The following is a 16,179-nucleotide window of genomic DNA, read 5'->3' as shown; positions in this document are numbered from 1 at the left end:
TGGTCCGAATATCGGACGAGGACTGAGAAATGGGTATCCGCAAGTACAAGCCGACGACTCCGGGCCGTCGTGGCTCCAGCGTCGCCGACTTTGTCGAGATCACGCGGTCCACGCCGGAGAAGTCGCTGGTCCGTCCCCTGCACAGCAAGGGCGGCCGTAACAACGCCGGTCGTGTGACCGTTCGCCACCAGGGTGGCGGACACAAGCGCGCCTACCGTGTGATCGACTTCCGTCGTCACGACAAGGACGGCGTGCCGGCCAAGGTCGCGCACATCGAGTACGACCCCAACCGCACCGCTCGTATCGCCCTCCTGCACTACGCGGACGGCGAGAAGCGCTACATCATCGCTCCGCGCGGCCTGAACCAGGGCGACCGGATCGAGAACGGCCCGACGGCCGACATCAAGCCCGGTAACAACCTGGCGCTCCGCAACATCCCGGTCGGTACCACGATCCACGCGATCGAGCTCCGTCCCGGTGGCGGCGCCAAGTTCGCCCGTTCCGCGGGTGCCTCCGTGCAGCTGCTGGCGAAGGAGGGCACCCACGCCCACCTCCGCATGCCGTCCGGCGAGATCCGTCTCGTGGACGTGCGCTGCCGCGCCACCATCGGCGAGGTCGGCAACGCCGAGCAGTCGAACATCAACTGGGGCAAGGCCGGCCGCATGCGCTGGAAGGGCGTTCGCCCGACCGTCCGCGGTGTCGCGATGAACCCGGTTGACCACCCGCACGGTGGTGGTGAGGGCAAGACCTCCGGTGGTCGCCACCCGGTCTCCCCGTGGGGTCAGAAGGAGGGTCGTACTCGTTCGCCGAAGAAGGCTTCGAACAAGTACATCGTCCGCCGCCGCAAGACGAACAAGAAGCGCTAGGAGCGGGTTTAGATGCCGCGCAGTCTCAAGAAGGGGCCCTTCGTCGACGACCACCTCGTAAAGAAGGTGGACGCCCAGAACGAAGCCGGCACCAAGAACGTCATCAAGACCTGGTCCCGTCGCTCGATGATCATTCCCAGCATGCTGGGTCACACGATCGCGGTGCACAACGGCAAGACCCATGTCCCGGTGTTCGTCACCGAGTCCATGGTCGGCCACAAGCTCGGCGAGTTCTCGCCGACTCGCACCTTCCGCGGCCACGTCAAGGACGACCGGAAGTCGAAGCGCCGCTAAGCGCGGGGTGGGAACGACTATGACTTACACCGAAGGGACAACCATGGAAGCCAGGGCCCAGGCGCGGTACATCCGCGTCACGCCCATGAAGGCCCGCCGCGTGGTGGACCTCATCCGTGGCATGGACGCCACGGAGGCTCAGGCGGTCCTGCGTTTCGCCCCGCAGGCCGCGAGCGTGCCCGTTGGCAAGGTGCTGGACAGCGCCATCGCCAACGCCGCGCACAACTACAACCACACGGACTCCTCTTCGCTGTTCATCAGCGAGGCGTTCGTGGACGAGGGTCCGACCCTGAAGCGGTTCCGTCCGCGCGCCCAGGGCCGTGCCTACCGGATCCGCAAGCGGACCAGCCACATCACCGTGGTCGTCAGCAGCAAGGAAGGAACCCGGTAATGGGCCAGAAGGTAAACCCGCACGGGTTCCGGCTCGGCATCACCACGGACTTCAAGTCCCGCTGGTACGCCGACAAGCTGTACAAGGACTACGTCAAGGAAGACGTCGCCATCCGTCGGATGATGACGTCCGGCATGGAGCGCGCCGGCATCTCGAAGGTTGAGATCGAGCGCACCCGTGACCGTGTCCGCGTGGACATCCACACCGCCCGTCCGGGCATCGTCATCGGCCGCCGCGGCGCCGAGGCCGACCGCATCCGCGGCGACCTCGAGAAGCTGACCGGCAAGCAGGTGCAGCTGAACATCCTCGAGGTCAAGAACCCCGAGGTCGACGCTCAGCTCGTCGCCCAGGCCGTTGCGGAGCAGCTGTCCTCCCGCGTCTCCTTCCGTCGGGCCATGCGCAAGAGCATGCAGTCCGCCATGAAGGCCGGCGCCAAGGGCATCAAGATCCAGTGTGGCGGCCGTCTCGGCGGCGCCGAGATGTCCCGCTCGGAGTTCTACCGCGAGGGTCGTGTGCCGCTGCACACGCTGCGCGCGAACGTCGAGTACGGCTTCTTCGAGGCCAAGACCACCTTCGGCCGCATCGGCGTGAAGGTCTGGATCTACAAGGGCGACGTCAAGAACATCGCCGAGGTCCGCGCCGAGAACGCTGCGGCCCGTGCGGGTAACCGCCCGGCCCGTGGTGGCGCTGACCGCCCCGCCGGCCGTGGTGGCCGCGGTGGCGAGCGTGGCGGCCGTGGCGGCCGCAAGCCGCAGCAGGCTGTTGCTGCCGAGGCCCCCAAGGCCGAGGCTGCTGCCGCCGCTCCGGCTGAGAGCACCGGAACGGAGGCCTGACCGACATGCTGATCCCTCGTAGGGTCAAGCACCGCAAGCAGCACCACCCCAAGCGCCGCGGCATGGCCAAGGGTGGCACTGAGGTGGCATTCGGCGAGTACGGCATCCAGGCGCTGACCCCGGCGTACGTGACGAACCGCCAGATCGAGTCCGCTCGTATCGCCATGACCCGCCACATCAAGCGTGGCGGCAAGGTCTGGATCAACATCTACCCGGACCGCCCGCTCACGAAGAAGCCTGCCGAGACCCGCATGGGTTCCGGTAAGGGTTCCCCGGAGTGGTGGATCGCGAACGTGCACCCGGGCCGGGTCATGTTCGAGCTGTCCTACCCGAACGAGAAGATTGCGCGTGAGGCTCTGACTCGTGCGGCCCACAAGCTGCCGATGAAGTGCCGGATCGTCAAGCGCGAGGCAGGTGAGTCGTGATGGCGGCCGGTACCAAGGCGTCGGAGCTGCGCGAGCTCGGCAACGAGGAGCTCGTTGCCAAGCTGCGTGAGGCCAAGGAGGAGCTGTTCAAGCTCCGTTTCCAGGCGGCCACGGGTCAGCTGGAGAACAACGGCCGGCTCAAGTCCGTCCGTAAGGACATCGCTCGCATCTACACCCTGATGCACGAGCGTGAGCTCGGTATCGAGACGGTGGAGAGCGCCTGATGAGCGAGAACAACGTGACTGAGAAGACCGAGCGCGGTTTCCGCAAGACCCGTGAGGGTCTGGTCGTCAGCGACAAGATGGACAAGACCGTCGTCGTCGCCGTCGAGGACCGTGTGAAGCACGCGCTGTACGGCAAGGTCATCCGCCGTACGAACAAGCTCAAGGCTCACGACGAGGCCAACGCCGCGGGTATCGGCGACCGCGTTCTCCTCATGGAGACGCGTCCGCTGTCCGCGACCAAGCGGTGGCGCGTCGTCGAGATCCTCGAGAAGGCCAAGTAATCAGTCCGGGGCCCTGGAAACAGGTCCAGGGGGTCCCCCGGATTCGTTCCGCCAGGCTCGGCCGGGGCTCCTGCCAGGAGCCCCGGCCGGGAACCGGCAGACAAACAGGAGATAGACGTGATCCAGCAGGAGTCGCGACTTCGCGTCGCCGACAACACTGGTGCCAAGGAGATCCTTTGCATCCGTGTTCTCGGTGGTTCGGGTCGCCGCTACGCGGGCATCGGTGACGTCATCGTCGCCACCGTCAAGGACGCGATCCCCGGTGGCAACGTGAAGAAGGGTGACGTCGTCAAGGCGGTCATCGTTCGCACCGTCAAGGAGCGCCGCCGCCAGGACGGCTCGTACATCCGCTTCGACGAGAACGCCGCCGTCATTCTGAAGAACGACGGCGACCCTCGCGGCACCCGTATCTTCGGCCCCGTCGGCCGTGAGCTGCGCGAGAAGAAGTTCATGAAGATCATCTCGCTCGCGCCGGAGGTGCTGTAAGCATGAAGATCAAGAAGGGCGACCTGGTTCAGGTCATCACCGGTAAGGACAAGGGCAAGCAGGGCAAGGTCATCGTCGCCTTCCCCGCCGAGAACCGCGTCCTCGTCGAGGGTGTCAACCGGGTCAAGAAGCACACGAAGGCTGCGCCGAACCAGGCCGGCGGCATCGTGATCACCGAGGCCCCGGTCCACGTGTCCAACGTTCAGCTGGTCGTGGAGAAGGACGGCAAGAAGGTCGTCACCCGCGTCGGTTACCGCTTCGACGAGGACGGCAACAAGATCCGCGTTGCCAAGCGCACGGGTGAGGACATCTGATGGCTACCACTCCGCGTCTGAAGACGAAGTACCGCGAGGAGATCGCGGGCAAGCTGCGTGAGGAGTTCTCCTACGAGAACGTCATGCAGATCCCCGGCCTCGTGAAGATCGTGGTCAACATGGGTGTGGGCGACGCCGCCCGCGACTCCAAGCTGATCGAGGGTGCCATCAAGGACCTCACCACGATCACCGGTCAGAAGCCGGCCGTCACCAAGGCCCGCAAGTCCATCGCGCAGTTCAAGCTGCGTGAGGGCCAGCCGATCGGTGCCCACGTCACCCTCCGTGGCGACCGCATGTGGGAGTTCCTGGACCGCACCCTGTCGCTGGCGCTCCCGCGCATCCGCGACTTCCGCGGCCTGTCCCCGAAGCAGTTCGACGGCCGTGGCAACTACACCTTCGGTCTCACGGAGCAGGTCATGTTCCACGAGATCGACCAGGACAAGATCGACCGTGTCCGGGGTATGGACATCACCGTGGTGACCACGGCGACCAACGACGACGAGGGCCGTGCCCTTCTGCGTCACCTCGGCTTCCCCTTCAAGGAGGCGTAAGCGAGATGGCGAAGAAGGCTCTCATCGCGAAGGCTGCTCGCAAGCCCAAGTTCGGCGTGCGTGCGTACACCCGCTGCCAGCGCTGCGGTCGTCCGCACTCCGTGTACCGCAAGTTCGGCCTGTGCCGCGTGTGCCTCCGTGAGATGGCTCACCGTGGCGAGCTGCCGGGCGTGACCAAGAGCTCCTGGTAAATCCCCTTCACCCTTTGGGTGTTGAGGTTTTCCAGACGCTCTCGGTAAGCATCAGGACGGCGGACCGCCCTTCCCGCATGCCGTAGGCTTGTGGGGTTGGGCGTCCGCCGCCCTATCGACTTACTACGCCGTAGGTCCCCGCGCCGCACCCGTCCCGCCCCTGTGTGGGGAGAGGGATGGCGCATACAGGAAACCCCGGCGAGAGAGGCCGAAGGCCGATTCATGACCATGACTGACCCGATCGCAGACATGCTGACTCGTCTGCGTAACGCAAACTCGGCGTACCACGACCAGGTCGTGATGCCGCACAGCAAGATCAAGTCGCACATCGCGGAGATCCTCAAGCAGGAGGGTTTCATCACCGGCTGGAAGGTCGAGGACGCCGAGGTTGGTAAGAACCTCGTCCTCGAGCTGAAGTTCGGGCCGAACCGCGAGCGCTCGATCGCCGGCATCAAGCGCATCTCGAAGCCGGGTCTGCGCGTGTACGCGAAGTCCACCAACCTGCCGAAGGTCCTCGGCGGCCTGGGCGTGGCGATCATCTCCACGTCCCACGGTCTCCTGACCGGCCAGCAGGCGCAGAAGAAGGGCGTGGGTGGGGAAGTCCTCGCCTACGTCTGGTAGTCGGGAACGGAGGAAAAGCTATGTCTCGTATCGGCAAGCTCCCCATCCCGGTTCCCGCCGGCGTGGACGTCACCATCGATGGCCGCACGGTCACCGTCAAGGGCTCCAAGGGTTCCCTGACGCACACCGTTGCCGCTCCGATCGAGATCGTTAAGGGCGAGGACGGCGTTCTCAACGTCACCCGTCCGAACGACGAGCGTCAGAACAAGGCCCTCCACGGCCTGTCCCGCACGCTGGTGGCCAACATGATCACCGGTGTGACCACGGGATACACCAAGGCGCTCGAGATCAGCGGTGTCGGTTACCGCGTGGCCGCGAAGGGCTCCAACCTGGAGTTCCAGCTCGGCTACAGCCACCCGATCCTGGTGGAGGCGCCCGAGGGCATCTCCTTCAAGGTCGAGTCGCCGACCAAGTTCTCGGTCGAGGGCATCGACAAGCAGAAGGTCGGCGAGGTCGCCGCCAACATCCGCAAGCTGCGGAAGCCCGACCCGTACAAGGCCAAGGGCGTCAAGTACGCGGGCGAGGTCATCCGCCGCAAGGTCGGAAAGGCTGGTAAGTAAAGCCATGGCATACGGTGTGAAGATCGCCAAGGGCGACGCTTACAAGCGGGCTGCCAAGGCCCGCCGCCACATCCGCATCCGCAAGAGCATCTCCGGTACGGCCGAGCGTCCGCGCCTGGTCGTCAACCGGAGCAACCGCGGCATCTCCGCCCAGGTGATCGACGACATCAAGGGTCACACCCTGGCGTCGGCGTCCCACCTGGACGCGTCGATCCGCGGTGGCGAGGGTGACAAGTCCGCGGCCGCCAAGCAGGTCGGCGCCCTGGTCGCCGAGCGCGCCAAGGCCGCCGGTGTCGAGGCCGTCGTGTTCGACCGTGGTGGCAACAGGTACGCCGGGCGCATTGCCGCTCTGGCTGACGCCGCCCGCGAAGCCGGGCTGAAGTTCTAAGCCCCGGTTCCGGGACTAACGGACGTAACAGAGAGAGGTAATCCAATGGCTGGACCCCAGCGCCGCGGAAGCGGTGCCGGTGGCGGCGAGCGGCGGGACCGGAAGGGTCGCGACGGTGGCGCTGCTGCCGCCGAGAAGACCGCGTACGTTGAGCGCGTAGTCGCGATCAACCGCGTCGCCAAGGTTGTCAAGGGTGGTCGTCGTTTCTCCTTCACCGCGCTGGTCGTGGTGGGTGACGGTGACGGCACCGTGGGTGTCGGTTACGGCAAGGCCAAGGAGGTGCCGGCCGCCATCGCCAAGGGTGTTGAGGAGGCCAAGAAGCACTTCTTCAAGGTCCCCCGTATCCAGGGCACCATCCCGCACCCCATCCAGGGCGAGAAGGCTGCGGGCGTCGTCCTGCTGAAGCCTGCTTCCCCCGGTACCGGTGTGATCGCCGGTGGCCCGGTGCGCGCCGTTCTCGAGTGCGCCGGCGTTCACGACATCCTGTCGAAGTCGCTCGGCTCCGACAACGCGATCAACATCGTGCACGCGACCGTGGAGGCCCTGAAGGGCCTGCAGCGTCCCGAGGAGATCGCGGCCCGCCGCGGTCTGCCCCTCGAGGACGTCGCCCCCGCGGCTCTCCTTCGTGCGCGTGCCGGGGCGGGTGCGTAATGGCCCGCCTCAAGATCACGCAGACGAAGTCGTACATCGGCAGCAAGCAGAACCACCGCGACACGCTGCGTTCGCTCGGGCTCAAGCGCCTGAACGACGTGGTCGTCAAGGAGGACCGCCCCGAGTTCCGCGGCATGGTGCACACCGTCCGCCACCTCGTGACGGTTGAGGAGGTCGACTGATCATGGCGGAGAACAACCCGCTCAAGATCCACAACCTCCGTCCCGCCCCGGGCGCCAAGACCGCCAAGACCCGTGTGGGTCGTGGTGAGGCGTCGAAGGGTAAGACGGCTGGTCGTGGTACCAAGGGTACGAAGGCCCGCTACCAGGTTCCGGAGCGCTTCGAGGGTGGCCAGATGCCCCTCCACATGCGTCTTCCGAAGCTGAAGGGCTTCAAGAACCCGTTCCGCACGGAGTACCAGGTCGTGAACCTGGCCAAGCTGGCCGAGCTCTACCCCGAGGGTGGAGAGGTCACCGTGGCCGGTCTCGTCGAGCGCGGTGCCGTGCGCAAGAACAGCCTCGTGAAGGTCCTGGGCCAGGGCGAGGTCTCCGTGGCGCTGCAGGTGACGGTCGACGCCGTCTCCGGCTCCGCCAAGGAGAAGATCGCCGCTGCCGGCGGCACCGTCACCGAGCTGGTCTGAGACTCCCCGGAGTCTGCGGACGTCACTCGCTGACACCCGTACAAGAAGCCCGGCCGGTACCCCTTTCGGGGGTGCCGGCCGGGCTTCCGGCGTTTCCGGGCTCGTCCTTGCGGTGGTGATTCACGTCGGTCGTACCCACCGAAAGCCGTACGGTCCGGGGCAAGGGCGGCGCGTCCGGCTGCCGTGGTCCAGACTGGATGTTTCACGGTGACGTGGGCTACGGGTAAGGTGGCGTTGCTAATCTCCGGGCTGTCTGCACCCTCGACCAGTGTGCGACCGCCTCGTCTGTAACCACCGACTGACCAAACCGTCACCTCACGCGTACGCGGGGGTCGCAGGAGGCACCGTGCTCACCGCGTTCGCCCGGGCGTTCAAGACGCCCGACCTGCGCAAGAAGCTGCTCTTCACACTCGGCATCATTGTGCTGTTCCGGCTCGGGTCGCAGATCCCGATCCCCGGGGTCAGCTACAAGAACGTCCAGATCTGCCTCGACCAGGCCGGTTCCGGACAGGGCCTCATGGGCCTGATGCAGATGTTCAGCGGTGGTGCGCTGCTCCAGATCACCATCTTCGCGCTCGGCATCATGCCGTACATCACGGCGAGCATCATCCTGCAGCTGCTGACCGTGGTCATCCCCCGGCTGGAGAACCTCAAGAAGGAGGGCCAGTCCGGCACGGCGAAGATCACGCAGTACACGCGCTACCTGACGGTCGCGCTCGCCGTCCTCCAGGGCACCGGCCTCGTCGCCACCGCCCGCAGCGGTGCGCTCTTCCAGGGTTCGGGCTGCCCGGTCGCCAACCAGATCGTGCCGAACCAGTCGATCTTCACCACGGTCGTCATGGTCATCACGATGACCGCCGGTACCTGCGTGGTCATGTGGATGGGCGAGCTCATCACCGACCGCGGTATCGGCAACGGCATGTCGATCCTCATGTTCATCTCCATCGCCGCCGGCTTCATCGGCTCCCTGTGGGCCATCAAGGAGCAGGGCAAGATCGCTGACGGCTGGGTGGAGTTCGGCGTCGTCATGCTGGTCGGCCTCGCGATGGTGGGCCTCGTGGTCTTCGTCGAGCAGGCCCAGCGCCGGATCCCGGTGCAGTACGCGAAGCGCATGATCGGCCGTCGGGCCTACGGGGGTACGTCGACGTACATCCCGCTCAAGGTGAACCAGGCGGGCATCATCCCCGTCATCTTCGCCTCTTCGCTGCTGTACATCCCGGCGCTGATCGTCCAGTTCAGCAACTCCCAGGCCGGCTGGGCCGTCTGGATCCAGAAGCACTTCGTCAAGGGCGACCACCCGTACTACATCGCCGTCTACTTCCTCCTGATCGTGTTCTTCGCCTTCTTCTACGTGGCGATCTCGTTCAACCCGGAGGAAGTCGCCGACAACATGAAGAAGTATGGTGGGTTCATCCCGGGCATCCGGGCCGGTCGACCTACTGCCGAGTACCTGAGCTACGTGCTCAACCGGATCACCTGGCCGGGGTCGCTGTACCTGGGTCTCATCGCTCTTGTGCCGACGATGGCGTTGGCGGGCTTCGGGGCGAACCAGAACTTCCCGTTCGGCGGGACGAGCATCCTGATCATCGTGGGTGTGGGTCTGGAAACCGTGAAGCAGATCGAGAGCCAGCTCCAGCAGCGCAATTACGAAGGGTTCCTCCGCTGATGCGTATCGTCCTCGTCGGGCCTCCCGGTGCGGGCAAGGGAACGCAGGCCGCGTTCCTTGCCCGGAACCTCTCGATCCCGCACATCTCCACGGGCGACCTCTTCCGGGCCAACATCAGCCAGGGCACCGAGCTCGGTGTGAAGGCCAAGGGCTACATGGACGCCGGCGAGCTCGTGCCCGACGAGGTCACCATCGGCATGGCCGAGGACCGCATGCGGCAGGCCGACGCCGAGGGCGGCTTCCTGCTCGACGGCTTCCCGCGCAACGTCTCGCAGGCCGAGGCGCTCGACGCGATCCTGCAGGGCGGGGGCCTGAAGCTCGACGCGGTCCTGGACCTCGAGGTCCCCGAGGACGAGGTCGTCAAGCGGATCGCCGGCCGGCGCATCTGCCGCAACGACTCCAGCCACGTCTTCCACGTCGTGTACTCCGCGCCGAAGGCCGAGGGGGTCTGCGACACCTGCGGCGGCGAGCTCTACCAGCGTCCCGACGACGCCGAGGAGACCGTCCGCAAGCGGCTGGACGTCTACCACACCGAGACCGAGCCGATCATCGACCACTACAAGGCCCAGGGCCTGGTCGTGACCATCCCGGCGCTCGGCAAGGTCGACGAGGTCACCGCGCGCGCCATGGCCGCCCTCCAGGGCGACGCCGCCTGATCCACCCCGCAGTCCCGTCCGGCCGCGGTGTCCTCTGGACGCCGCGGCCGTACTGTTGAGCAGAGACGTTTCGTACGAGAGGCAAGAGGCAGCATGGTCCAGATCAAGACCCCGGAGCAGATCGCGAAGATGCGCGAGGCGGGGCTGGTCGTCGCCGCCATCCACGCGGCGACCCGTGAGGCGGCCGTGCCGGGCGCGACGACGCTGGACCTGGACATGGTGGCCCGCAAGGTCATCGCCGACCACGGCGCGAAGTCCAACTTCCTCGGCTACGGCGGCTTCCCCGCGACCATCTGCACCTCGGTGAACGAGGTCGTGGTCCACGGCATCCCCGACGAGAAGACCGTCCTGAAGGACGGCGACATCATCTCGATCGACGCGGGCGCCATCGTGGACGGCTGGCACGGGGACGCGGCGTACACGGCCTTCGTGGGTACCGGGCACGCGCCGGAGCTCGTCGAGCTCTCCCGGGTGACCGAGGAGTCCATGTGGGCCGGCCTGGCCGCCGTGAAGCTCGGCAACCGCCTCGTCGACATCTCTAAGGCCATCGAGACGTACATCAAGCGCCAGCCCCGCCCGGCGCCCGGCGACCACAGCCTGGGGAAGTTCGGGATCATCGAGGACTACGGCGGCCACGGCATCGGTTCCGAGATGCACATGGACCCGCACCTGCTGAACTACGTCTCCCGCAAGCGCGGCAAGGGCATCAAGCTGGTCCCGGGCGTCTGCCTGGCGATCGAGCCCATGGTCAGCCTCGGCACCGCGAAGACGGAGGTGCTGGCGGACGACTGGACGGTCATCACCACGGACGGCACCTGGTCCTCGCACTGGGAGCACTCGATCGCCCTGACCGAGGAGGGTCCGATCGTCCTGACCTCCCCCGACTGCGGCAAGGCGAAGCTGGCGGAGTACGGGGTCACCACCGCTCCCGACCCGCTCGGCTGAGACCCGGGCTTAATGATCTAGTCTGTGGGGCAAACTTTCCGGATTCGTCTTTCTGGGTGCCCTGACGTAGACTGACTCGTCGGCTCCTTTGCATCCGCATGTCTCCATGCGCGCGGGGAGCTGATCAAGGTAGCCGATTCGAAAGGCGAAGCGTGGCCAAGAAGCAAGGTGCCATCGAGATCGAGGGCACCGTGATCGAGTCCCTCCCGAACGCCATGTTCAAGGTGGAGCTCCAGAACGGTCACAAGGTCCTCGCGCACATCAGCGGAAAGATGCGGATGCACTACATCCGTATCCTCCCGGATGACCGGGTCGTCGTGGAGCTCTCTCCCTACGACCTGACGCGTGGCCGGATCGTCTACCGATACAAGTAGATCTTGCCCCGCACCCCGCTCCGGCGCGGGTGGTGGCACTGACCCGGAGAACCTCACCCACATGAAGGTCAAGCCGAGCGTCAAGAAGATCTGCGACAAGTGCAAGGTGATCCGCCGTCACGGCCGGGTCATGGTCATCTGCGACAACCTGCGCCACAAGCAGCGCCAGGGCTGACGCACGCCGACCGACCTGCACCCGCAGATCTCGCGCGACGCACACATTCGTACATACGCAGAGCCCGCCCAGCCCGTCAGGGCCGGCGGCACCTCCGGCGGGGGCCGGAGACCCGGACGTACCATCCCGTAGCCACGGGGTCGGCGGTCGGGAGCGGCTTTGCGGAAGACCCCCGAACACACAGGAGCCATTGAATGGCACGCGTTTCCGGTGTTGACATCCCGCGCGAAAAGCGCGTGGTGGTTGCACTCACCTACGTCTTCGGTATCGGGCGCACCCGTTCCGAGGAGATCCTCGCCTCGACCGGTGTGAACCCGTCGACCCGCGTTCGCGACCTGGCCGAAGAGGACCTGGTCAAGATCCGCGAGTACGTGGACGCCAACCTCCGCACCGAGGGTGACCTCCGCCGCGAGATCCAGGCCGACATCCGCCGCAAGGTCGAGATCGGCTGCTACCAGGGTCTGCGCCACCGTCGTGGCCTGCCCGTCCGCGGTCAGCGCACCAGCACGAACGCCCGTACCCGCAAGGGCCCGCGTCGCGCCATCGCCGGCAAGAAGAAGCCGGGCAAGAAGTAGTCCTCAGCGGACACGCTTTCCAGCGGTCTTCGCCAGTAGGACCGACCACCTCCCTGTAGGAGTAAGAGATGCCCCCCAAGGGTCGTCAGGGCGCTGCCAAGAAGGTGCGCCGCAAGGAAAAGAAGAACGTCGCTCACGGGCACGCCCACATCAAGAGCACGTTCAACAACACCATCGTTTCGATCACGGACCCGTCCGGCAACGTGATCTCCTGGGCCTCCGCCGGCCACGTCGGCTTCAAGGGCTCGCGCAAGTCCACCCCCTTCGCCGCGCAGATGGCCGCCGAGTCGGCCGCCCGCCGCGCGCAGGAGCACGGCATGCGCAAGGTCGACGTCTTCGTCAAGGGTCCCGGCTCCGGCCGTGAGACCGCGATCCGCTCCCTGCAGGCCACGGGCCTCGAGGTCGGTTCGATCCAGGACGTCACCCCCACCCCGCACAACGGCTGCCGCCCGCCGAAGCGCCGCCGCGTCTGACGCAGCGACGCCTGTGCGTCTTTGAGTGTCCGGGCGGTACGACCCCTTCGGGGGCCGTGCCGCCCGTACCCTTGCAGTACCCAGCAGTACATGTCGGGCGTCAAATAGTGGGCGTCCACGACTGAAGGAACAGACACATGCTTATCGCTCAGCGTCCTTCGCTGACCGAAGAGGTCGTCGACGAGTACCGCTCGCGGTTCGTGATCGAGCCGCTGGAGCCGGGCTTCGGCTACACCCTCGGCAACTCCCTGCGCCGTACCCTCCTGTCCTCGATCCCGGGTGCCGCTGTCACCAGCATCCGCGTCGACGGCGTCCTGCACGAGTTCACCACCGTGCCGGGCGTCAAGGAGGACGTGACCGACCTCATCCTCAACATCAAGCAGCTGGTCGTCTCCTCGGAGCACGACGAGCCCGTCGTGATGTACCTGCGCAAGCAGGGCCCCGGCCTGGTGACCGCCGCCGACATCGCGCCCCCGGCCGGTGTCGAGGTGCACAACCCGGACCTCGTCCTCGCCACGCTCAACGGCAAGGGCAAGCTGGAGATGGAGCTGACCGTCGAGCGCGGTCGCGGCTACGTCTCCGCCGTCCAGAACAAGCAGCTGGGCCAGGAGATCGGCCGCATCCCGGTCGACTCCATCTACAGCCCGGTCCTGAAGGTCACCTACAAGGTCGAGGCGACCCGAGTCGAGCAGCGCACCGACTTCGACAAGCTGATCGTCGACGTCGAGACCAAGCAGGCCATGCGCCCGCGCGACGCCATGGCGTCCGCCGGCAAGACCCTGGTAGAGCTGTTCGGCCTGGCCCGCGAGCTCAACATCGACGCCGAGGGCATCGACATGGGCCCGTCCCCCACGGACGCCGCCCTGGCCGCCGACCTGGCGCTGCCGATCGAGGAGCTCGAGCTCACGGTCCGCTCGTACAACTGCCTCAAGCGCGAGGGCATCCACTCCGTGGGTGAGCTCGTCGCCCGCTCCGAGGCCGACCTGCTCGACATCCGCAACTTCGGTGCGAAGTCGATCGACGAGGTCAAGGCGAAGCTGGCCGGCATGGGCCTGGCCCTGAAGGACAGCCCGCCCGGGTTCGACCCGACCGCCGCCGCCGACGCGTTCGGCGCGGACGACGACGCCGACGCCGGCTTCGTCGAGACCGAGCAGTACTAAGAAGGCTTGCGGGGGGCTCCGGCCCCCCGTACACCCCCCGGCAAAAGCCGGCGGGGACTGACACCGGTACCTGGTACGGCCGGTGCAGATCACGAGGAGAAACACCATGCCGCGTCCCGCCAAGGGTGCCCGTCTGGGCGGCTCCGCCGCGCACGAGAAGCTGCTGCTCGCCAACCTGGCGAAGTCGCTCTTCGAGCACGGCCGCATCACCACGACCGAGGCCAAGGCCCGCCGCCTGCGCCCCGTCGCCGAGCGCCTCATCACCAAGGCGAAGAAGGGCGACATCCACAACCGTCGCCTGGTGCTGCAGACCATCACGGACAAGGGCGTCGTCCACACGCTCTTCACCGAGATCGCCCCGCGCTACTCGGAGCGTCCCGGTGGTTACACCCGTATCACCAAGATCGGCAACCGTCGTGGCGACAACGCCCCGATGGCCGTGATCGAGCTGGTCGAGGGCGAGATCGCCAAGCAGGCGACCGTCGCCGAGGCCGAGGCCGCCGCCAAGCGTGCCGTCAAGGAGGCCGACCAGGCCGCCGAGACCACCGAGGCCGCCGAGGAGACCAAGGAGGCCTGAGCCCCCTAGGTCGCCGACAAGGCTGACGAACGGGCCCGTCCCCATTGCGGGGGCGGGCCCGTTCCGCATCTCTGAGAGGATTTACGGGTGAGTGACGAGGTGGAGCCCGGGTTCGTCCGGGTGCGGCTGGACCTGTCGTACGACGGCAGGGAGTTCTCCGGCTGGGCGAAGCAGACGGCGCGCCGGACCGTGCAGGGGGAGCTGGAGTCCGCCCTGCAGACCGTGATGCGGCTGGCGGAGCCGGTGGACCTGACGGTCGCCGGGCGTACGGACGCGGGGGTGCACGCGCGCGGGCAGGTGGCGCACCTCGACCTGCCGGCGCAGGTGTGGGCGGAGCACCGCGACAAGCTGCTGCGCCGGCTGGCCGGCCGGCTGCCCCACGACGTGCGCGTGTGGCGGGTCGCCGAGGCCCCGGCGGGCTTCAACGCGCGCTTCTCCGCGATCTGGCGCCGCTACGCCTACCGCGTCGGGGACCACAAGGGCGGGGTGGACCCGCTGCGCCGCGGGCACGTGCTGTGGCACGACTGGCCGCTGGACGTCGAGGCCATGAACGAGGCCTCGGCGGCCCTGCTGGGCGAGCACGACTTCGCCGCGTACTGCAAGAAGCGGGAGGGGGCCACGACGATCCGGACCCTCCAGCAGCTGAGCTGGGTGCGCGACGACGAGGGGATCGTGACGGCGACCGTGCGCGCCGACGCCTTCTGCCACAACATGGTCCGCTCCCTGGTGGGCGCCCTGCTGTACGTCGGCGACGGGCACCGGCCGGCGGACTGGCCGGGCAAGGTGCTGGCCGCCGGGGTCCGGGACTCCGCCGTGCACGTCGTACGGCCCCACGGGCTGACGCTGGAAGAGGTGGGCTACCCGGCGGACGAGCTGCTGGCCGCCCGCAGCCGGGAGGCGCGGAACGTGCGCACCCTGCCGGGCGGGGCCTCAGGGGCCGGCTGCTGCTGAGCGGCCGGGGCGGTCCCGGCGCGGGTCCCGTGGCCGCGTGGTGCGGGAGGGCGCGCGCCCGGGTCAGTGGCCGTTGGAGGCCGCGGCCAGGGCGCGGCCGCGCTTGACGAGCCGCTGGAAGGTGTACTCCGCCAGGTCGTTGCCGGCCACGGCCACCGCCCGGTCCTTCGCCGTGACGTTCCGGCCGTCCTCGAACCCGGACAGGGTGACGTACACGAAGCGGCCGTAGGCGTTGGCGGTGCGCTTGCAGACCTTGCCGGGCAGGCAGAACTTCCCGCCCTTGCGGGGCTGGAGGGCCGTGACCGCGCCGGGCAGCTCCTCCTTGGCGCGGGCGGCCCGGTCGGCGTTCTGGAAGGCGGCCACGCCGACCGTGGTGGAGATGCCGCCGATCCGGAAGCTGGCGCGGATCAGCTTCTGGCATCCGTACTTGTCCAGCACCAGGGCGACCTTCGGGGCGGCGGCCTTCGTGCAGTCGCTGTTCGTGTCCCCGGCGGTCTTGGTGTACGTGCGGCCGCCCAGGCGGGCGGAGGGGGCCGGGAAGAAGCTGCTGGAGTTGAAGCGGGCGTGGTCGCGGGCCGCGTCGGTCAGGTACTCCAGCGGATGGGGCGAGGCCGAGGGGGCCGGGAAGTCCGGGGCCGCGGACCGTACGGGCTCCGCCGCGCGCGCGTCGTCACCGGGGGCCGCCTCCCCGCCGGAGGAGGACAGCAGGACCGCGGTGGCCGCCGCGGCCGCGACGACCGCGAACCCGGCTCCGCCGCCCCACAGCAGCCGCCTGCGGCGCTGCCGCGACCGGGCGTTCGCCTCGGCCAGTGCAGCCCAGTCGGGCGTCTGCGGGCGCGCCGGACCGGATCCCTCCCCAAAACCCATGCCGCGCATCCTAGGCGCTCCGTACGGGCCGTACGGAAACCCGC

General features: G+C 67.5%; 28 protein-coding genes. 27 read left to right on the top strand and 1 reads right to left on the bottom strand.

Annotated elements, in window-relative coordinates:
• Positions 1-29 precede the first annotated feature (29 nt).
• The 27 genes from rplB to truA all read left to right on the top strand — a co-directional run bounded on the left by rplB (position 30) and on the right by truA (position 15,268).
• The gene (rplB, locus tag ACZ7JZ_RS01815) at positions 30-866 is read left to right on the top strand and encodes a 50S ribosomal protein L2 (protein WP_470932089.1); all 837 of its coding nucleotides are present in this window, start codon (positions 30-32) and stop codon (positions 864-866) included.
• A 12-nt stretch (positions 867-878) separates the two neighbouring features.
• Positions 879-1,160, top strand: coding sequence for a 30S ribosomal protein S19 (rpsS, locus tag ACZ7JZ_RS01810; RefSeq protein WP_007265903.1), 282 nt, complete (start codon positions 879-881; stop codon positions 1,158-1,160).
• A gap of 43 nt (positions 1,161-1,203) precedes the next feature.
• Positions 1,204-1,551, top strand: coding sequence for a 50S ribosomal protein L22 (rplV, locus tag ACZ7JZ_RS01805; protein ID WP_351320261.1), 348 nt, complete (start codon positions 1,204-1,206; stop codon positions 1,549-1,551).
• Positions 1,551-2,384, top strand: a complete 834-nt coding sequence (gene rpsC / locus ACZ7JZ_RS01800) for a 30S ribosomal protein S3 (protein ID WP_470932087.1) — start codon at positions 1,551-1,553, stop codon at positions 2,382-2,384. Before rplV ends, rpsC begins: the two co-directional genes overlap by 1 nt.
• 5 nt (positions 2,385-2,389) lie before the next feature.
• On the top strand, positions 2,390-2,809 hold the full coding sequence (gene rplP, locus ACZ7JZ_RS01795; RefSeq protein WP_352193895.1) for a 50S ribosomal protein L16: 420 nt from the start codon (positions 2,390-2,392) through the stop codon (positions 2,807-2,809).
• A complete protein-coding gene (gene rpmC / locus ACZ7JZ_RS01790) occupies positions 2,809-3,033 on the top strand; it encodes a 50S ribosomal protein L29 (protein ID WP_030201568.1) in 225 nt (74 codons plus the stop codon). Before rplP ends, rpmC begins: the two co-directional genes overlap by 1 nt.
• Entirely contained in the window at positions 3,033-3,314 is a 282-nt protein-coding gene (rpsQ, locus tag ACZ7JZ_RS01785; RefSeq protein ID WP_470932084.1) for a 30S ribosomal protein S17, read from the top strand. The genes rpmC and rpsQ overlap by 1 nt, the downstream gene beginning before the upstream one ends.
• A gap of 117 nt (positions 3,315-3,431) precedes the next feature.
• Positions 3,432-3,800: a 50S ribosomal protein L14 gene (rplN, locus tag ACZ7JZ_RS01780; RefSeq protein ID WP_003956455.1), complete on the top strand. Its 369-nt coding sequence runs from the start codon at positions 3,432-3,434 to the stop codon at positions 3,798-3,800.
• A gap of 2 nt (positions 3,801-3,802) precedes the next feature.
• Positions 3,803-4,114 carry a 50S ribosomal protein L24 gene (gene rplX / locus ACZ7JZ_RS01775; RefSeq protein WP_470932082.1) on the top strand — a complete coding sequence of 104 codons (312 nt, stop codon included), beginning with the start codon at positions 3,803-3,805 and terminating at the stop codon, positions 4,112-4,114.
• Positions 4,114-4,665: a 50S ribosomal protein L5 gene (gene rplE / locus ACZ7JZ_RS01770; protein WP_352193892.1), complete on the top strand. Its 552-nt coding sequence runs from the start codon at positions 4,114-4,116 to the stop codon at positions 4,663-4,665. The genes rplX and rplE overlap by 1 nt, the downstream gene beginning before the upstream one ends.
• A 5-nt stretch (positions 4,666-4,670) precedes the next feature.
• Positions 4,671-4,856, top strand: coding sequence for a type Z 30S ribosomal protein S14 (locus ACZ7JZ_RS01765; protein WP_003956452.1), 186 nt, complete (start codon positions 4,671-4,673; stop codon positions 4,854-4,856).
• A 222-nt stretch (positions 4,857-5,078) separates the two neighbouring features.
• Entirely contained in the window at positions 5,079-5,477 is a 399-nt protein-coding gene (rpsH, locus tag ACZ7JZ_RS01760) for a 30S ribosomal protein S8 (RefSeq protein ID WP_079429302.1), read from the top strand.
• Positions 5,478-5,497: 20 nt separating this feature from the next.
• Positions 5,498-6,037, top strand: a complete 540-nt coding sequence (gene rplF / locus ACZ7JZ_RS01755; protein WP_365104012.1) for a 50S ribosomal protein L6 — start codon at positions 5,498-5,500, stop codon at positions 6,035-6,037.
• A 4-nt stretch (positions 6,038-6,041) separates the two neighbouring features.
• Entirely contained in the window at positions 6,042-6,425 is a 384-nt protein-coding gene (gene rplR, locus ACZ7JZ_RS01750; RefSeq protein WP_470932079.1) for a 50S ribosomal protein L18, read from the top strand.
• A gap of 45 nt (positions 6,426-6,470) precedes the next feature.
• The gene (rpsE, locus tag ACZ7JZ_RS01745) at positions 6,471-7,076 is read left to right on the top strand and encodes a 30S ribosomal protein S5 (protein ID WP_030201551.1); all 606 of its coding nucleotides are present in this window, start codon (positions 6,471-6,473) and stop codon (positions 7,074-7,076) included.
• Entirely contained in the window at positions 7,076-7,258 is a 183-nt protein-coding gene (gene rpmD, locus ACZ7JZ_RS01740; RefSeq protein WP_005313525.1) for a 50S ribosomal protein L30, read from the top strand. The genes rpsE and rpmD overlap by 1 nt, the downstream gene beginning before the upstream one ends.
• A 2-nt stretch (positions 7,259-7,260) precedes the next feature.
• Positions 7,261-7,716 (top strand): 50S ribosomal protein L15, encoded by a 456-nt coding sequence (gene rplO / locus ACZ7JZ_RS01735; protein ID WP_470932077.1) that lies wholly within the window; start codon positions 7,261-7,263, stop codon positions 7,714-7,716.
• A 346-nt stretch (positions 7,717-8,062) separates the two neighbouring features.
• Entirely contained in the window at positions 8,063-9,382 is a 1,320-nt protein-coding gene (gene secY / locus ACZ7JZ_RS01730) for a preprotein translocase subunit SecY (RefSeq protein ID WP_470932075.1), read from the top strand.
• Positions 9,382-10,038 carry an adenylate kinase gene (locus tag ACZ7JZ_RS01725; RefSeq protein WP_470932073.1) on the top strand — a complete coding sequence of 219 codons (657 nt, stop codon included), beginning with the start codon at positions 9,382-9,384 and terminating at the stop codon, positions 10,036-10,038. Before secY ends, ACZ7JZ_RS01725 begins: the two co-directional genes overlap by 1 nt.
• A gap of 93 nt (positions 10,039-10,131) precedes the next feature.
• Entirely contained in the window at positions 10,132-10,983 is an 852-nt protein-coding gene (map, locus tag ACZ7JZ_RS01720) for a type I methionyl aminopeptidase (RefSeq protein WP_470932071.1), read from the top strand.
• A 152-nt stretch (positions 10,984-11,135) separates the two neighbouring features.
• Entirely contained in the window at positions 11,136-11,357 is a 222-nt protein-coding gene (gene infA / locus ACZ7JZ_RS01715) for a translation initiation factor IF-1 (protein ID WP_003956442.1), read from the top strand.
• Between the two features lie 61 nt (positions 11,358-11,418).
• Positions 11,419-11,532: a 50S ribosomal protein L36 gene (gene rpmJ, locus ACZ7JZ_RS01710; RefSeq protein ID WP_003956441.1), complete on the top strand. Its 114-nt coding sequence runs from the start codon at positions 11,419-11,421 to the stop codon at positions 11,530-11,532.
• 194 nt (positions 11,533-11,726) lie between these two features.
• Positions 11,727-12,107: a 30S ribosomal protein S13 gene (rpsM, locus tag ACZ7JZ_RS01705; protein WP_470932069.1), complete on the top strand. Its 381-nt coding sequence runs from the start codon at positions 11,727-11,729 to the stop codon at positions 12,105-12,107.
• Between the two features lie 68 nt (positions 12,108-12,175).
• Positions 12,176-12,580 carry a 30S ribosomal protein S11 gene (gene rpsK / locus ACZ7JZ_RS01700; protein WP_003956432.1) on the top strand — a complete coding sequence of 135 codons (405 nt, stop codon included), beginning with the start codon at positions 12,176-12,178 and terminating at the stop codon, positions 12,578-12,580.
• A 137-nt stretch (positions 12,581-12,717) separates the two neighbouring features.
• Positions 12,718-13,740, top strand: a complete 1,023-nt coding sequence (locus ACZ7JZ_RS01695; RefSeq protein WP_164264460.1) for a DNA-directed RNA polymerase subunit alpha — start codon at positions 12,718-12,720, stop codon at positions 13,738-13,740.
• Between the two features lie 106 nt (positions 13,741-13,846).
• Positions 13,847-14,317, top strand: coding sequence for a 50S ribosomal protein L17 (gene rplQ, locus ACZ7JZ_RS01690; RefSeq protein ID WP_470932067.1), 471 nt, complete (start codon positions 13,847-13,849; stop codon positions 14,315-14,317).
• An 87-nt stretch (positions 14,318-14,404) separates the two neighbouring features.
• On the top strand, positions 14,405-15,268 hold the full coding sequence (gene truA, locus ACZ7JZ_RS01685; protein ID WP_470932065.1) for a tRNA pseudouridine(38-40) synthase TruA: 864 nt from the start codon (positions 14,405-14,407) through the stop codon (positions 15,266-15,268).
• A gap of 63 nt (positions 15,269-15,331) precedes the next feature.
• On the opposite strand, the gene ACZ7JZ_RS01680 is transcribed toward truA, so the two are convergent.
• Positions 15,332-16,135: a hypothetical protein gene (locus ACZ7JZ_RS01680; protein ID WP_470932063.1), complete on the bottom strand. Its 804-nt coding sequence runs from the start codon at positions 16,133-16,135 to the stop codon at positions 15,332-15,334.
• Positions 16,136-16,179 lie beyond the last annotated feature (44 nt).

This window comes from Streptomyces sp. NPDC038213, from assembly GCF_055600495.1.
The sequence above is the reverse complement of the archived record's forward strand: the minus strand, read 5'-3'. Positions and strand labels throughout refer to the sequence as shown.

What these genes read in the sequence shown, in the direction of transcription:
- rpsC (WP_470932087.1), top strand. Translation starts at nt 1,551, where the DNA reads ATGGGCCAGAAGGTAAACCCGCACGGGTTCCGGCTCGGCATCACCACG.
- rplE (WP_352193892.1), top strand. Translation starts at nt 4,114, where the DNA reads ATGGCTACCACTCCGCGTCTGAAGACGAAGTACCGCGAGGAGATCGCG.
- rpmC (WP_030201568.1), top strand. Translation starts at nt 2,809, where the DNA reads ATGGCGGCCGGTACCAAGGCGTCGGAGCTGCGCGAGCTCGGCAACGAG.
- rplV (WP_351320261.1), top strand. Translation starts at nt 1,204, where the DNA reads ATGGAAGCCAGGGCCCAGGCGCGGTACATCCGCGTCACGCCCATGAAG.
- rplO (WP_470932077.1), top strand. Translation starts at nt 7,261, where the DNA reads ATGGCGGAGAACAACCCGCTCAAGATCCACAACCTCCGTCCCGCCCCG.
- rplQ (WP_470932067.1), top strand. Translation starts at nt 13,847, where the DNA reads ATGCCGCGTCCCGCCAAGGGTGCCCGTCTGGGCGGCTCCGCCGCGCAC.
- ACZ7JZ_RS01680 (WP_470932063.1), bottom strand. Translation starts at nt 16,135, where the DNA reads ATGGGTTTTGGGGAGGGATCCGGTCCGGCGCGCCCGCAGACGCCCGAC.
- map (WP_470932071.1), top strand. Translation starts at nt 10,132, where the DNA reads ATGGTCCAGATCAAGACCCCGGAGCAGATCGCGAAGATGCGCGAGGCG.
- ACZ7JZ_RS01695 (WP_164264460.1), top strand. Translation starts at nt 12,718, where the DNA reads ATGCTTATCGCTCAGCGTCCTTCGCTGACCGAAGAGGTCGTCGACGAG.
- rpmD (WP_005313525.1), top strand. Translation starts at nt 7,076, where the DNA reads ATGGCCCGCCTCAAGATCACGCAGACGAAGTCGTACATCGGCAGCAAG.
- rpmJ (WP_003956441.1), top strand. Translation starts at nt 11,419, where the DNA reads ATGAAGGTCAAGCCGAGCGTCAAGAAGATCTGCGACAAGTGCAAGGTG.
- rpsE (WP_030201551.1), top strand. Translation starts at nt 6,471, where the DNA reads ATGGCTGGACCCCAGCGCCGCGGAAGCGGTGCCGGTGGCGGCGAGCGG.
- rpsQ (WP_470932084.1), top strand. Translation starts at nt 3,033, where the DNA reads ATGAGCGAGAACAACGTGACTGAGAAGACCGAGCGCGGTTTCCGCAAG.
- ACZ7JZ_RS01765 (WP_003956452.1), top strand. Translation starts at nt 4,671, where the DNA reads ATGGCGAAGAAGGCTCTCATCGCGAAGGCTGCTCGCAAGCCCAAGTTC.
- rpsS (WP_007265903.1), top strand. Translation starts at nt 879, where the DNA reads ATGCCGCGCAGTCTCAAGAAGGGGCCCTTCGTCGACGACCACCTCGTA.
- rpsM (WP_470932069.1), top strand. Translation starts at nt 11,727, where the DNA reads ATGGCACGCGTTTCCGGTGTTGACATCCCGCGCGAAAAGCGCGTGGTG.
- rplB (WP_470932089.1), top strand. Translation starts at nt 30, where the DNA reads ATGGGTATCCGCAAGTACAAGCCGACGACTCCGGGCCGTCGTGGCTCC.
- ACZ7JZ_RS01725 (WP_470932073.1), top strand. Translation starts at nt 9,382, where the DNA reads ATGCGTATCGTCCTCGTCGGGCCTCCCGGTGCGGGCAAGGGAACGCAG.
- rpsH (WP_079429302.1), top strand. Translation starts at nt 5,079, where the DNA reads ATGACCATGACTGACCCGATCGCAGACATGCTGACTCGTCTGCGTAAC.
- rplP (WP_352193895.1), top strand. Translation starts at nt 2,390, where the DNA reads ATGCTGATCCCTCGTAGGGTCAAGCACCGCAAGCAGCACCACCCCAAG.
- rpsK (WP_003956432.1), top strand. Translation starts at nt 12,176, where the DNA reads ATGCCCCCCAAGGGTCGTCAGGGCGCTGCCAAGAAGGTGCGCCGCAAG.
- rplR (WP_470932079.1), top strand. Translation starts at nt 6,042, where the DNA reads ATGGCATACGGTGTGAAGATCGCCAAGGGCGACGCTTACAAGCGGGCT.
- rplX (WP_470932082.1), top strand. Translation starts at nt 3,803, where the DNA reads ATGAAGATCAAGAAGGGCGACCTGGTTCAGGTCATCACCGGTAAGGAC.
- rplF (WP_365104012.1), top strand. Translation starts at nt 5,498, where the DNA reads ATGTCTCGTATCGGCAAGCTCCCCATCCCGGTTCCCGCCGGCGTGGAC.